Annotated in this window: 13 protein-coding genes; 10 read left to right on the forward strand and 3 right to left on the reverse strand. The window is 63.9% G+C overall.

Annotation, left to right across the window (positions count from 1 at the left end; genetic code table 11):
• Positions 1-16: 16 nt before the first annotated feature.
• From pcsA to ACVWZ4_RS29380, 3 genes are all read left to right on the forward strand, one after another.
• Positions 17-742 (forward strand): phosphatidylcholine synthase, encoded by a 726-nt coding sequence (pcsA, locus tag ACVWZ4_RS29370; RefSeq protein ID WP_456741693.1) that lies wholly within the window; start codon positions 17-19, stop codon positions 740-742.
• Positions 739-1,464, forward strand: a complete 726-nt coding sequence (locus tag ACVWZ4_RS29375) for a TerC family protein (RefSeq protein ID WP_456741694.1) — start codon at positions 739-741, stop codon at positions 1,462-1,464. The genes pcsA and ACVWZ4_RS29375 overlap by 4 nt, the downstream gene beginning before the upstream one ends.
• A 76-nt stretch (positions 1,465-1,540) precedes the next feature.
• Complete coding sequence (locus tag ACVWZ4_RS29380) at positions 1,541-2,515, forward strand: quinone oxidoreductase family protein (protein ID WP_456703620.1); 975 nt, start codon at positions 1,541-1,543, stop codon at positions 2,513-2,515.
• Between the two features lie 144 nt (positions 2,516-2,659).
• Here the strand turns inward: ACVWZ4_RS29380 and ACVWZ4_RS29385 are convergent, their stop codons facing one another.
• Positions 2,660-3,856 carry an acetylornithine transaminase gene (locus ACVWZ4_RS29385; RefSeq protein ID WP_456741695.1) on the reverse strand — a complete coding sequence of 399 codons (1,197 nt, stop codon included), beginning with the start codon at positions 3,854-3,856 and terminating at the stop codon, positions 2,660-2,662.
• 383 nt (positions 3,857-4,239) lie between these two features.
• Between ACVWZ4_RS29385 and ACVWZ4_RS29390 the strand changes: the two genes are divergently transcribed.
• A complete protein-coding gene (locus tag ACVWZ4_RS29390) occupies positions 4,240-5,175 on the forward strand; it encodes a hypothetical protein (protein ID WP_456741696.1) in 936 nt (311 codons plus the stop codon).
• Positions 5,176-5,239: 64 nt separating this feature from the next.
• Here the strand turns inward: ACVWZ4_RS29390 and rimO are convergent, their stop codons facing one another.
• A complete protein-coding gene (rimO, locus tag ACVWZ4_RS29395; RefSeq protein WP_456741697.1) occupies positions 5,240-6,565 on the reverse strand; it encodes a 30S ribosomal protein S12 methylthiotransferase RimO in 1,326 nt (441 codons plus the stop codon).
• A 111-nt stretch (positions 6,566-6,676) separates the two neighbouring features.
• Between rimO and ACVWZ4_RS29400 the strand changes: the two genes are divergently transcribed.
• From ACVWZ4_RS29400 to ACVWZ4_RS29425, 6 genes are all read left to right on the forward strand, one after another.
• On the forward strand, positions 6,677-7,267 hold the full coding sequence (locus tag ACVWZ4_RS29400) for an ANTAR domain-containing response regulator (protein ID WP_456703616.1): 591 nt from the start codon (positions 6,677-6,679) through the stop codon (positions 7,265-7,267).
• Positions 7,264-8,427, forward strand: a complete 1,164-nt coding sequence (locus ACVWZ4_RS29405) for a CmpA/NrtA family ABC transporter substrate-binding protein (RefSeq protein ID WP_456741698.1) — start codon at positions 7,264-7,266, stop codon at positions 8,425-8,427. The genes ACVWZ4_RS29400 and ACVWZ4_RS29405 overlap by 4 nt, the downstream gene beginning before the upstream one ends.
• Before the next feature lie 349 nt (positions 8,428-8,776).
• The gene (locus ACVWZ4_RS29410) at positions 8,777-9,607 is read left to right on the forward strand and encodes a formate/nitrite transporter family protein (protein ID WP_456790413.1); all 831 of its coding nucleotides are present in this window, start codon (positions 8,777-8,779) and stop codon (positions 9,605-9,607) included.
• Between the two features lie 13 nt (positions 9,608-9,620).
• Positions 9,621-11,417: a NirA family protein gene (locus ACVWZ4_RS29415; protein WP_456741700.1), complete on the forward strand. Its 1,797-nt coding sequence runs from the start codon at positions 9,621-9,623 to the stop codon at positions 11,415-11,417.
• Positions 11,414-13,024: a sulfite reductase subunit alpha gene (locus ACVWZ4_RS29420; RefSeq protein ID WP_456703612.1), complete on the forward strand. Its 1,611-nt coding sequence runs from the start codon at positions 11,414-11,416 to the stop codon at positions 13,022-13,024. The genes ACVWZ4_RS29415 and ACVWZ4_RS29420 overlap by 4 nt, the downstream gene beginning before the upstream one ends.
• A 22-nt stretch (positions 13,025-13,046) precedes the next feature.
• Positions 13,047-13,385 carry a hypothetical protein gene (locus ACVWZ4_RS29425; RefSeq protein WP_456741701.1) on the forward strand — a complete coding sequence of 113 codons (339 nt, stop codon included), beginning with the start codon at positions 13,047-13,049 and terminating at the stop codon, positions 13,383-13,385.
• On the opposite strand, the gene ACVWZ4_RS29430 is transcribed toward ACVWZ4_RS29425, so the two are convergent.
• On the reverse strand, positions 13,386-14,156 hold the full coding sequence (locus ACVWZ4_RS29430) for a LamB/YcsF family protein (protein ID WP_456703610.1): 771 nt from the start codon (positions 14,154-14,156) through the stop codon (positions 13,386-13,388). It lies immediately after the preceding gene.
• Positions 14,157-14,184 lie beyond the last annotated feature (28 nt).

The raw sequence follows: 14,184 nt of genomic DNA on the forward strand, positions 1-14,184 counted from the left end.
AGCCATGGATACCAAGATGGACAGCCAAGAGGATTCCCTCAAGCCGACGCCCGCGATCCGTGCCGCGGCGTTCTCGGTGCACATCTTCACCGCCTTCGGCGCAGCCATCGCACTGCTGGCGATGCTCGAGGCCGTGCGCGAGCACTGGGCGGCGATGTTCGGATGGCTGGGGGTCGCCCTGATCATCGATGCCGTCGACGGACCGATCGCGCGCAGGCTCAACGTCAAGGTCGTGCAGCCGAACTGGTCGGGCGACGTGCTCGACCTGGTGGTCGATTTCGTCACCTATGTGTTCGTGCCGGCCTATGCGATTGTTGCGAGCGGCATGCTGCTGCCGGTCGCGGCACCGTTGCTCGGCATCGCCATCATCGTGACCGGCGCGCTCTATTTCGCCGATCTGCGCATGAAGGCTGAGGACAATCACTTTCGCGGCTTTCCGGCGCTGTGGAATGTGGCGGCGTTCTATTTGTTCCTGCTGCACTGGCCGCCGCTGTCCTCGACGCTGCTGGTCGCAGCGCTGGTGGTGCTGACCTTCGTGCCGTTCCACGTGCTGCATCCGGTCCGCGTCGTGCGGCTGCGCTGGCTCACGATGTCGCTGATCGCGCTGTGGGCGGTGCTCGGGGTCTATGCGCTGGAGATGGATTTTCGCGCGGGCACCGGCGTAACCGTCGCACTCTGCGCGATCGCTCTCTGGATCGTCTTCAGCGACGCTTTGATCCGGCTGGTGAGGGCGTTCGCGTGATGCATTTGCTGACCAGCCCGGAGGCCTGGGCCGCGCTGCTCACCTTGACCGCGCTCGAGATCGTGCTCGGCATCGACAACGTCATCTTCCTGTCGGTGATCGTCTCGCGCATTCCGGAGCCGCAGGCCCATCGCGCGCGCCAGATCGGGCTGGCGCTGGCGCTGATCTTCCGCATCATCCTGCTCAGCCTGCTGGTCCGGCTGATAGGCCTGACCGCCCCGGTGTTCTCGTTTTCGGGGTACGATTTTTCGTGGCGTGACCTGATCCTGATCGGCGGCGGCCTGTTCCTGATCGCGAAGGCGACGCACGAGATCCATGCCGAGGTCGAGGCCGATGATTCCGGCGAGGATCAGAGGTCCGGCGGCAGTGCGTTCTTCTGGGTGATCGTCCAGATCATCATCATCGACATCGTGTTCTCGCTGGACTCGATCATCACCGCGATCGGGATGGCGCAGGACCTCGAGATCATGATCGCGGCCGTCGTGATCGCCTGCCTGATCATGTACATTTCATCGGGACCGGTGGCGCGATTCGTCGCGGAGCATCCGACCACCAAGATGCTGGCGCTGGCATTTCTGGTGTTGATCGGCGTTGCGCTGGTTGCGGACGGATTCAAATTCCACATCCCGCGCGGTTACATCTATTTCGCAATTGCGTTCTCGGCGGCCGTGGAATTCTTCAACGTGCTGGCCAAGCGCAATCGCAAGAAGAAGCCCGTCTAGCCGCTCCAGATCGGGTCGAGTTGACAAGGCGAGCGCTATGTCTTTCGCTTGAGCGGCGAGAAGAGGAGGTCAGGTGATGACCAAAGCGGTCCGTGTGCACAAGGTCGGAGGTCCCGAGGCCCTGGTCTATGAGAGCGTCGAGGTCCCGGCGCCCGGCTCCGGCGAGGTGCGCATCCGCCAGCATGCGGTCGGCCTGAACTTCATCGACGTCTATTACCGCACGGGCCTGTACAAGGCTCCGGGATTGCCGTTCATCGCCGGCAACGAGGCTTCGGGCGAGGTCGTCGCCGTCGGGCCTGGCGTAACGCATTTCCATCCCGGCGACCGCGTCGCCTACTACCACAATCTCGGCGGGTATGCGAGCGAGCGCAACATCCCCTGGGACAGGCTGGTCAAGCTGCCCGATCACATCACCTACGAGCAGGGCGCCGTGCTGATGCTCAAGGGCCTCACCGTCTGGTATCTCCTGCACAAGACCTTCAAGGTCGAGCCGCATCATCGGGTGCTGATCCATGCCGCGGCGGGCGGCATTGGTCTGCTGGCTTGCCAATGGGCGAGGGCGCTCGGGGCACACGTCATCGGCACGGTCGGCTCGCGCGAGAAAGCCGAGCTCGCGGAAGCCAATGGCTGCGACCACGTCATCCTCTACAACGAGGAAGACTTCGTCGCGCGCGTCAAGCAAATCAGCCGCAACGAGGGCTGCGACGTCGTGTATGACGGCGTCGGCAAGTCGACCTTCCCGGGTTCGCTGTCGTGTTTGAAGCCGCGCGGCATGTTCGTCTCGTTCGGCAATGCCTCGGGCCCCGTGCCGCCATTCGCGATCGCGGAGCTGAACAATCACGGCTCGCTGTTTGCGACGCGGCCGAAGCTCAACGACTATATCGGTACCCGCAAGGAGCTGCTGGAAGGCGCCGACACGCTGTTCTCCGCCGTCATCAACGGCAAGCTGCACGTGCCGATCAACCACGCCTACGCGCTGAAGGACGCGGCCAAGGCCCACATCGATCTCGAAAGCCGCAAGACGACGGGAGCTTCGATTCTGAAGCCGTAAGTCGTCCGTCGCTATCCGACTCCACGCGCCAGCGTTGCGGCGCAGAGCCGGGACCGAGCGGCGACGAATGGTTCTGTGGGATGGGCCCAGGCTCTGCAGCGCAGCGAATGAGGGCTGCGCTGCATCCGGGGCACAGGACTGCTATCACGCCACACGTCTCGCCGCGCCGGCCTTGGTCAAGATCTCGTCGAGACAGCCAATCATCTCGGCGATCTCTGCCCTCGTGACGTTCAACGCCGGCATGAAGCGCAGCGTGTCGAGTTGCGGCGCGTTGAGGAGGACGCCGGCCTCGAACGCCTGCGCGACGATGCCGGGCGCGATCGGAAGCTTGAGGTCGAGCGCCAGCAACAGGCCTCGGCCGCGCACGCCGCCGAGGCCATGCCGCGCCGAGACTTTTTGCAACTCGCTCTCGAGCAGCAGGCCGGTCTCGGTGACGGACTTCAGGAAATCCGGCTTGCCGACCTGATCAAGCACCGCAAGTCCCGCCGCGCACATGAGGGGGTTGCCGTTGAACGTTCCGCCCTGGTCGCCGTGCTCGAAGCAGGACGCGCGCTCGGTCGCAAGCAGAGCTGCGAGCGGCACGCCGCCGCCGATGCCCTTGCCGAGCGTCATGATATCAGGCGCAATTCCTGCGTGCTCGTAGTGGAAGAGCTTTCCGGTCCGGCCCATGCCGGTCTGGATCTCGTCGAAGATGAGCAGCAGGCCGTGCGCCTCGGTGAGTGCGCGCAGCTCTTGCAGGAACTGATCGGTTGCGGGCCATACGCCTGACTCGCCCTGGATCGGCTCGAGCATGACAGCGACCGTGTTGTCGCTGATCAGCTTCTCGACCGAGGCAATGTCGTTGAGCTCAGCCTTCTTGAAGCCGGATACTTTCGGTTCGAACAGCGGCTCGAACGCCTTCTTGCCGGAGGCCGACATCGTCGCGAGCGTCCGCCCATGGAAGCCGCCTGCGAAGGTAATGATCTCGAACGCGCCGCCTCTGTGCAGGCTGCCATATTTGCGCGCGAGCTTGATCGCGCCCTCATTGGCTTCCGCGCCCGAATTGGCAAAGAACACCTGGTTGAAGGCGCTGACGTCGACCAGCGCCTGTGCCAGCTTGAGGCTCGGCTCGTTGTAGAAGGCGGGGCTCGGCGTCAGCAGCCGCTTGGCCTGCGCAGCCAGCGCGTCGGCAACCGCCGGCGGCGAGTGGCCGAGGCAGTTCACGGCCCAACCCTGCACGAAATCGAGATAGCGCTTGCGGCTGTCGTCCCAGAGATACGAGCCGGTGCCACGGACGAACACGGTCTTCGGCCGTGCAGTGATGTCCATCAGCGCGTCATACGGATGGGTGGCGGTGGTCATGTCGAGCTCCTCTTCGGAAGATCCGGGGCGGGTGAACACGGACGTGAAATGCAAGAAGGCCGCACTTTGCGGGTGCGGCCTTCTCGAAAACTGCGCTGAACTCAGGACTTCAGCGGCGTCGTCGGACATGGCGCAACCCATCATCGTCGCGGGAGCGACGACGCATGGCCTGGCGCAGATGGGTCCGGGAGATAGTCATGGGGCGCGTCCGTACAGTCGAAAGGCAGGGTCTGTCAAGCGGATTGCGATGACGTATCATTCGACCGCAGCCCAGAAACTAAAAAGCCCGTAGCGCGTTTGTGATCGCAGGAAGCGAATTGGTTCGAACCGGACTCAAGCCGGTCGAGACTAAAAGGGCGGGACCAACCAGACAGTTTTCAGCCTTGTCCGACATCTCATACCCGATCGACCTCGACAGCATACGCGGCGCGTTTCCGCCGGGCATCGAGGCGCCGCCCTTGCTGCTCGATTTTGCCGATTGGCTGAACGGGCGGCCCTGGGGCAGCGTCGGCTGCTTCTCGCTGCAGGGCCAGTTCTCCGACCAGGCGCCGATCTTCGACGGCAGCCCCTTGCGCGACCGCTTCGCGCTGTTCATGCGTTTGCCTGATGGTTCGGCCGTCGGCGGCTGGTACGGCGCCGGACTCGACCGCGACGATCCCCCGATCGTCGGGCTGGGCTCGGAAGGCGACCACGAGTTGCTCGCACCGTCCCTCGACGCGCTGCTGACGAAACTGACGTCGCTGCAATTCGACAAGGCCTGGCACGATTTGCGGCCGCACGACGAGGTCGAGCCTCAGACCGCCGAGCTCGCACAGTGGCTCGCCCGAAGGCCGGCCGGCGAACCCGTTGCATGCGAGGACGGCGAGCTTCCCGACTTTCGCGGCTTCGTGGAGAAGTGGAGCAGGGATCGCGAGGAATACTGGGCCAACCACCGACTGATGGCCGAGCTCGGCTGGCGGCTGGCCGCGCACCTGCCCAAAGGCAAGAAGCCCTGGGACAAAACGCATTTCGAGGTCGCGATATCAGGCAAGCAATACGAGGCGCGCGTGCTGGCGCACCGACCGCAACCGTTCGAGGAAGCCGCCTCGATCGAATCCCTGCTGCGTGATTTGCGCGAGGAGATGCGGAGGGCGCAGCCCGAGCTCGGGTTGTGGTACGCGATGAAATTCGGCCTCTATGCCGATGGTCGCGTCATGCCGAACTTCGAATACGACGTCCGCCCAACGATCAACGGCGAGCCGGCGCTATTAGCCGAGGCCCAGGCCGATCTCGCCCGCGCACCGCGCCCGGAGCGCTGGGTGCCGAAATGGCTGGCCTGACTCCAGCCAAGGGTGTCCACCTGTCCCTGCTGGAGAGGTAAACCGACCGTTCCAGCTAATACCGTCAGAACCCGGCGACGCTGCCGTGCAGATCGTACTGGTCCGCACGCTCGATCTTCGCGGTGACGATCTCACCGACGCGCAAGGGGCGGCGGCTGGAGAGATACACCGCGCCGTCAATCTCAGGCGCATCGCCCTTGGAACGGCCCTTGGCCACCGTTGGACCGACCTCGTCGATGATGATCTGCTGCCGCGTGCCGACCTTGCGCTTCAGCCTGCGCGCAGAAATCTTCTGCTGGCGCGCCATCAGCGCGTTGTAGCGCTCCTGCTTGACCTCGGCGGGCACGGCACCTTCGAGCGCGTTCGACGTGGCACCCGCGACGGGCTCGTATTTGAAGCAGCCGAGGCGATCGATCTCGGCCTCATCCAGCCAGTCCAGCAGATAGGCGAAATCGGAATCAGTCTCGCCGGGAAAGCCGACGATGAAGGTCGAGCGCAACGCGAGGTCGGGACATTCCTCTCGCCAGCGCTTGATGCGCGCCAGCGTCTTGTCCTGCGCCGCCGGGCGCTTCATCGCCTTCAGCACCTCGGGGCTCGCATGCTGGAACGGGATGTCGAGATAGGGCAGCACCTTGCCCTCGTTCATCAGCGCGATGACCTCGTCGACATGCGGGTAGGGGTAAACGTACTGCAGCCGCACCCAGGCGCCGAGTTCGCCGAGCTCGCGTGCGAGGTCCAAAAATCTGGCGCGAACCTGGCGGTCCTTCCACGGGCTCTCGGCATATTTGAGATCGATGCCGTAGGCCGAGGTGTCCTGCGAAATAACAAGCAGTTCCTTGACGCCGGCGCCGACCAGGCGCTCCGCTTCACGCAGAACGTCATTGGCCGGGCGCGAGACCAGGTCGCCGCGCAGCTTCGGGATGATGCAGAAGGTGCAGCGGTTGTTGCAGCCCTCGGAGATCTTGAGATACGCGTAGTGGCGCGGTGTCAGCTTGATGCCGTGCGGCGGTACCAGGTCGAGATGCGGATTGTGCGCCGGCGGCAGCGCGCGATGCACGGCATCGAGCACGCTCTCGTACTGCTGCGGACCTGAGATGGAGAGCACGCCGGGATAGGCCTGCTCGATCGCTTCCGGCTCCGCGCCCATGCAGCCTGTCACGATCACCCTGCCGTTCTCGGCCATGGCCTCGCCGATCGCCGAGAGCGATTCCTGCTTGGCGCTGTCGAGGAAGCCGCAGGTGTTGACGATGACGATATCGGCCCCGTCATGCTTGCGCGCGAGCTCATAGCCCTCGGCGCGCAGGCGCGTGATGATGCGCTCGGAATCCACCAATGCCTTGGGGCACCCGAGTGACACGAAGCTGACCTTGGGCGCAGCCGTCTGATCCATATCCAAATCTGCCTGATTGACAGGCTTGAGCTAGTCCCAATTGCTCATAATTACAACCCTTTGCAGGGCGTTCTGGCGTGCTATGGATGAATCGCCTGCCGCGAGTGAGACATGAGCGCCGAACAGTCGCCCAAAATCGTGATCGTCGACGAAAGCCCGGTCCGGGCCGCGATCCTCGAAGACGGGTTGCGGGAGGCCGGTTTCACTGAGATCCTCCATATCCGCGAGATGCAGAGCCTGCTGGCCCGTATTTATGCGGTGGACCCCGACATCATCCTGATCGATCTCGAGAACCCCAGCCGCGACGTGCTGGAGGCCATGTTCCAGGTCAGCCGCGCCGTGAAGCGGCCGATTGCGATGTTTGTCGACCAGAGCGATACGTCCTCGATTCAGGCTTCCGTGGAGGCAGGGGTGTCCGCCTACATCGTCGACGGGCTGAAGAAGGAGCGCATCAAGCCGATCCTCGACCTCTGCGTGTCGCGCTTCAACGCCTTCGCAAAACTTCAGGAGGAACTGGAGCGCACCAAGTCGCAGCTCGAGGACCGCAAGATCATCGAGAAGGCCAAGGGCATTTTGATGAAGGTCAAGGGTCTCACCGAGGACGAGGCCTATGTGCTGCTGCGTTCAACGGCCATGCGCGAGAAGAAGAAAATCGGCGAGATCGCGCAGTCGATCATCACCGCATCGGAGATGCTGAAATGACTGCGCCCCTTCGCATCGGGTTCATTCCGCTGGTCGATGCCGCCGCCCTGATCGTCGCCGTCGACAGGGGATTTGCCGCGGCTGAGGGTCTCGAGGTCGAGCTGGTGCGCGAGGTGTCCTGGTCCAATGTCCGCGACAAGCTGAACATCGGCCTGTTCGATGCTGCGCATCTGCTGGCGCCGGTCGCGATCGCATCTTCGCTCGGGCTCGGTCACGTCAAGGTGCCGATCGCAGCGCCCTTCAACCTCGGTATCAACGGCAACGCGATCACGGTGTCGCCTTCCTTGCATGCCGCCCTGATCGAGGAGATCGATGGCGACCGCTTCGATCCACTCGCGACCGCGAAGGCGCTGGCGAGAGTTGTGGCCATCAGGCGCAAGGCGGGCGCCGATCCGCTGACATTCGGCATGACCTTTCCGTTCTCGACCCACAATTACCAGCTGCGCTTCTGGATGGCGGCGGCCGGCGTCGATCCCGACGAGGATGTGCGCCTTGTCGTGTTGCCGCCACCCTATATGGTCGATAGTCTCGCCAACGGTCACGTCGACGGCTTTTGCGTCGGCGCGCCCTGGAATTCGGTCGCGGTCGATCTCGGCATCGGCCAAATCCTGCATTTCGTGTCCGACATCCTGGAGCGCGCAGCCGAGAAGGTGCTGGCGGTTCGCCAGGTCTGGTCCGACAAGCATCCTGATGTGGTTGCAAGCCTGGTACGTGCGGCGGTCAAGGGGGCCGAGTTCATCGAGCAGCCCGCGAACCTCGCCGAGGTAGCGCAGATCCTGGCGCAACCTGAGCGGATCGGTGTCGATGCCGACGTCATCCAGCGCTCCCTCACTGGGCGGCTCAAGACCTCGCCCGATGGCGCGGTGCGCGAGAGCGGCCGTTATCTTCTGGTCGGACGTGAAGGGGCAGGGCGTCCTGATCCGGTTCAGGCCGCCTGGCTCTACGCGCAGATGGTCCGCTGGAGGCAGACAGCCCTCAGCCCGGAAGCGCTCAAGACCGCGATGGCCGTGTTCCGGCCGGACCTCTACGACGCCGCGATCGGGCGCGTGGGAGAGGGGCACGCCAGCGCCCCCTTCAGCGCTTTTGCCGGACCGGCGTTCGATCCCAGCGATCTCGCCGGATATCTCGCCTCGTTTGAGGTCGGCCGGTCGGCTTTCTAACGCCTGCTCAAGAATTAATCACATTGATTCGAAGCTTAATATTTGGGCCATTGCTGCCCGAAGCAGCATGAACCTTGATCCACTTCATGCGCTGCACACAAATGTAACGTTCTGATTTCATTCGACTTCGCCGTTTGTGCTGCATTGGCACACTCCTTGAATAGAGGAAGCCCAGCCTCCCGGCATGGACGCCGGCGGCTCAGGTCCATAGTGGATTTCCGCAGCAACGAGGCTGATCGGATCGCTCCGGGCTCTGGCGAGGCGCGTGTGCGCTTCCAACCGGCTCCCTGCGATCAACGTCCGTTTCACCCGTTGACGCCGCCTGCGCGCGGCAAGCTGGAGCTTCGATATGGATTACGCGAAACCCTCTGACGTCGTGGTCTCGATGGTTGATGCCAGCCTGAAGAAGCTGGCACTTGCCCCGCGTGACATCATGATCCGCGGCGCGATCTCCGGCGCATTGTTGGGCGCTGCCACGACGCTGGCCCTGACGGGCGCGGTCACGACGGGGCAGCCTATCGTCGGCGCGCTGATCTTTCCCGTCAGCCTCGTGATGATCGTGCTGCTCGGGCTCGAGCTCGTCACCGGGAGCTTCGCCATCGTGCCGCTGGCTCGCCTCGAAGGCAAGGCGAGCTGGAATGCGGTCATCGCGAACTGGTGCTGGGTGTTCGTCGCCAACCTGCTCGGCAGCATCGCCGTCGGCGTACTGATCGCGATCTCGCTCACCAACATGGGCAAGCTCGAGGTCGCCGGCGTCGCCGCGAAGATCGTTGCTGTCGCCGAAGCCAAGACCATCGGCAACGCGGCGATCGGCACCGCCGGCATGGTCTCCGTCTTCGTCAAGGCGATGCTCTGCAACTGGCTGGTCTGTCTCGGCGTCGGCATGGCGATGACCTCGACCTCCACGGTCGGAAAGATCGCAGCGACATGGCTTCCGATCTTCCTGTTCTTCGCGCTCGGCTACGAGCATGCCGTCGTGAATATGTTCCTGATCCCGACCGGCATGATGCTCGGCGCCAAGATCAGCGTTGCCGACTGGTGGCTGTGGAATCAGATCCCCGTGACCCTGGGCAATCTCGTCGGCGGTTTCGTCTTCACCGGTCTCGCGCTCTACACGACGTACAAGCCTGCAAAGCCGGCAACGGATGTCGCGCAGGTCGCGGTCCAGGCAGCAGAGTAGGTCCATTCAGCTCATGAAACTCGATACCGCACCCACGGCCGATTTCTCCGACGAGCAGAAGCGCTATCTCGAAGGCTTCATGTCCGGCATGCAGGTCGGACGTGTCGGGCGCGCCTTTGCCGCCGGCGGCGCGCCCGCGGCAGCCGCACCGTCCGAACCGTCAGGTCCGGACGCTGCGGCGATCAAGGCGCAGGACAAGCTCACGGCCGCGGGCAAGAAGCTCGCCGACCAGGAGAAGTTCAAGCGCGAGATGCATCCCTTCGATGCCTATGAGCGTCTGAAGGACCAGGCCCGCAACAATGCCAATCCGACGCCGGCGGACAATTTCCGCTGGCGCTATTACGGCATCTTTTGGGTCGCGCCGGCACAGACCTCGTACATGGCGCGTCTGCGCATTCCCAACGGCATTCTGAAGCACTGGCAGATGTCGGGCCTTGCCGACATCGCCGAAAGCTGTGGCGGCGGCTACACCCACGTCACCACCCGGGCCAACTTCCAGATCCGCGAGATCGAGCCGAAGAACGCGGTCAAGCTGATCGAGGGCGTGCAGGACATCGGCCTCTGCTCGCGTGGTGCCGGCGCGGACAACATTCGCAACGTCACGGGCACGCCGACGGCGGGCATCGATCCGCAGGAACTGCTCGACACGCGCCCCTATGCGCGCGAATGGCACTACCACATCCTCAACGACCGCTCGCTGTTCGGCCTGCCGCGCAAGTTCAACGTTGCCTTCGACGGTGCCGGCAAGATCGCCGCGCTGGAGGAAACCAACGACATCGCTTTCACGGCGGTCGAGGTGAAGGACGGCCACGGCGTCGAGCCGGGTGTCTGGTTCAAGCTCGGCCTCGGCGGCATCACCGGCCACAAGGATTTTGCGAAGTATTCGGGCATCGTCGTTCGCCCCGAGGACGCGACCGCTATGGCCGATGCCATCGTGCGCGTCTTCATCGAGCATGGCGATCGCACCAACCGCAACAAGGCGCGGCTGAAATACGTGCTCGACACCATGGGCCACGACGGCTTCCTCAAGCTGGTCGAGGAGCGCCTCAAGAAGCCGTTCGCACGCGTGCCGGCCGAAGCGATTCTGCCGCGTCCCCTGTCTGACCGCACGGCCCATATCGGCGTGCACAAGCAGAAGCAGGCCGGCCTCAACTGGGTCGGCGTGGCGCTGCCGGTCGGCAAGCTCACCAGCGAGCAGATGCGCGGGCTCGCCAAGATTTCGCAGGATCTCGGTGACGGCGATATCCGCCTGACGGTCTGGCAAAACCTGCTGATCTCAGGGGTGCGTGACGAGAGCGTTGCGCTCGTCACCGCCGCGGTCGAGAAGCTTGGCCTCGCGACGCAGGTCTCCAACGTCCACGCCGGCCTGATCGCCTGCACCGGCAATGCCGGCTGCAAGTTCGCGGCTTCCGACACCAAGCGCCATGCCGCCGCGATCGGCGACTGGTGCGACGAACGCGTCAATCTCGACACGCCGCTCAACATCCATCTGACCGGCTGCCATCACTCGTGTGCCCAGCACTACATCTCTGACATCGGCCTGATCGCGGCCAAGGTCCCGGGTGCGAGCGAGGATGACCAGGTCGAGGGCTATCACCTGTTCACGGGCGGAGGCTTCGGTCCCGATGCCGACATCGGGCAGGAGGTGTTTCATGACGTGAAGGCCGAGGATGTGCCGAAGAGGATCGAGGGGCTTTTAAAGGCCTATCTCGCCAAGCGGATCTCACCCGAAGAGACGTTCCTGACCTTTTCCCGTCGCCATGACGGCGAAGCCTTGCGCAAACTCGCCGAAGCGGAAGCAGCAGCATGACCCAGATGACCGTGCCTCCCAAGATCGAGATCATTCCGGCCAATGCACCGTTCACCGAAGGCCAGCGTCTCTGGCTGAACGGTTTTCTGGTCGGCATGTTCGGTCTCGACGGCTCGACGGCGCTGTCGCCGGCCGAGAACGGCGCCGTGCTGGCGCCGCAGGGCGATGGCGACGACGGCGAGGCGCCCTGGCATGATCCGGCGATGGCGATCGCCGATCGCATGAAGCTCGCGGAAGGACGTCCGCTCCGCCGCCGCATGATGGCGGCGATGGCGCAGCAGGATTGCGGCCAGTGCGGCTACAATTGCGCCGACTATTCGGACTCGATCGCCAATAAGAGCGAAGCCCGCCTCAACCTCTGCGCCCCCGGCGGCAAGGAGACGGCGCGGATGTTGAAGCAGCTGTTCGAGGAGATCGACAAGGCGCCGGCTGCGAAGCCCGCGCCAGGGGCTCCGGCCACGAGCGCACCGGTTGCGCCGGAGGTAAAGGCGGAGCTCGGCCGTACCCGCGAGAATCCTGTCGAGGCGACATTCCTGTCGCGTCGCCTGCTCAACAAGGGCGGCTCGGAGAAGGAGACCTATCACGTCGAGTTCGATCTCTCCGAGAGCAGGCTCGACTATGTCGTCGGCGACAGCTTTGGCGTGTTCGCCCGCAACGACCTCGGCCTCGTCGACCAGATCATCGCGCTGCTCGGTGCGTCCCACACCACCAAGGTCAACAACAAGACGCTGCGCGAGGCGCTGGTCGAAGACGTCTCGCTGTCGCCTGCGCCCGACAAGCTGTTCGAATTGCTCTCCTTCATCACCGGCGGCGCGCAGCGCGAGAAGGCGAGGGCGCTGGCGCAGGGCGAGGATCCCGATGGCGATGCCGCAACGCTCGACGTGATGGCCGCGCTGCAGAAGTTTTCCGGCACGCGGCCGCATCCCGAGGCCTTCGTGGAGGCGCTGGAGCCGCTGCAGCCGCGGCTCTACTCGATCTCGTCCTCGCACAATGCCACGCCCGGCAAGCTGTCGCTGACGGTCGATTCCGTGCGTTACGTGATCGGCAAGCGCAAACGGCTCGGGGTCGCCTCGACCTTCCTCGGCGAGCGCATCAAGGAGGGCGACAAGCTGAAGGTCTATGTGCAGAAGGCGCATGGTTTCGGTCTGCCGCAGGATCCGAAGATTCCTGTGATCATGATCGGCCCGGGCACCGGCATCGCGCCGTTCCGCGCCTTCCTGCTCGACCGCAAGGCCACCGGCGCGCAAGGCAAGAACTGGCTGTTCTTCGGCCATCAGCGCAGCGATTGCGACTTCTTCTACCGCGACGAGCTGAACGCGATGAAGACCTCAGGGCTTCTGACGCGCCTGTCGCTGGCCTGGTCGCGCGATGGCGAGAAGAAGTTTTACGTGCAGGACCGCATGCGTGAGCTCGGCCGTGAAGTCTGGACGTGGCTCGCCGAAGGCGCGCATCTCTATATCTGCGGCGATGCCAAGCGCATGGCCAAGGACGTCGAGCGAGCGCTGGTCGACATCGTGGCCCAGTTCGGCGCACGTTCGACCGACGAGGCGGTCAGTTTCGTCGCCGATCTCAAGAAGAAGGGGCGCTTCCAGGCTGACGTGTATTGAGCTGCGGCGCCGTCCCGGGACGATGGAACTGGAACCGGTTCCATCTCCCGTGGAGTTTAACGAATCATATTCTTGGAACTCGCGGATACAGAGAATTTTCGACCGCGAAACAGCGCAAAAAGGCGCTTCCATCGCTATTTGCGCAATGATCTTACAGTCGTCGTGCTCGATCGTTCATACTCGCCGCATGGTGCGTTGGAAATCGACCATCCGGGAATTGTCGGCGGAAGCCAGGCTTCACCTTTATGCGCGTTCGCTCTCGCGCAGACCCGCGGCAAGCGTGCATCACATCGGGATCTATGGCGCTTGCGCGATCATCGCGGTGTTGGTCTTCGGCACGCTGTCGGTGCACCCGTTCTGATCACGCCCCGCGCTTGAACGGCGCGACCTCGATCCCCGCATCCTTCAACGCCTGCCGCAAGCCGCGTGCGATGTCGACGGCCCCGTGCGTATCGCCGTGGATGCATACCGTGTCCATGCGCATCTTGATGACCTTGCCGGTGACGGAGACCACCGCGCCATCCTGCACCATGCGCACCACGCGCTCGGCGATTGCCTTCGCATCGTGCAGCACCGCGCCTGGCTTCTTGCGCGAGACGAGATTGCCGTCATCCTCATAGGCACGGTCGGCAAACACCTCATGCACCATCGGCAGGTTGGCGTCTTCGCCTGCCTTCACCAGCTTTGAATTGGCGAGCACGACGAAAATGAGGCTGGGATCGACCGCCCTGATGCCGGCGGCAATCGCCTTCGCCGTCATGTCGTCCTCGCAGGCGACATTCGACAGTGCGCCATGCGCCTTCACATGCGTCACCTTGTGACCGGCCGCGGTCGCGATCGCCTGCAGCGCGCCGATCTGGTAGGCGACGAGGTTCTCGATCTCGGATGATCTGAGGCCCGCGATCGGATGCCGGCCAAAACCGTGCAGGTCGCGATAGCCAGGATGTGCGCCGACCGAGACGCCGCGCGCTTTCGCCAGCTCAACCGTCCGCCGCATGATGTCGGGGTCGCCGGCATGGAAGCCGCAGGCGACGTTGACCGAGCTTGCGACCTCGATCATGGCGGCGTCGTTGCCCATCTCCCACGCGCCAAATCCTTCGCCGAGGTCGCAATTGAGATCGATCGTCTTCATGGTTGTTCTCCGCCTTTGGTCTTGTTGT

It is taken from the genome of Bradyrhizobium sp. USDA 4472 (assembly GCF_054058595.1).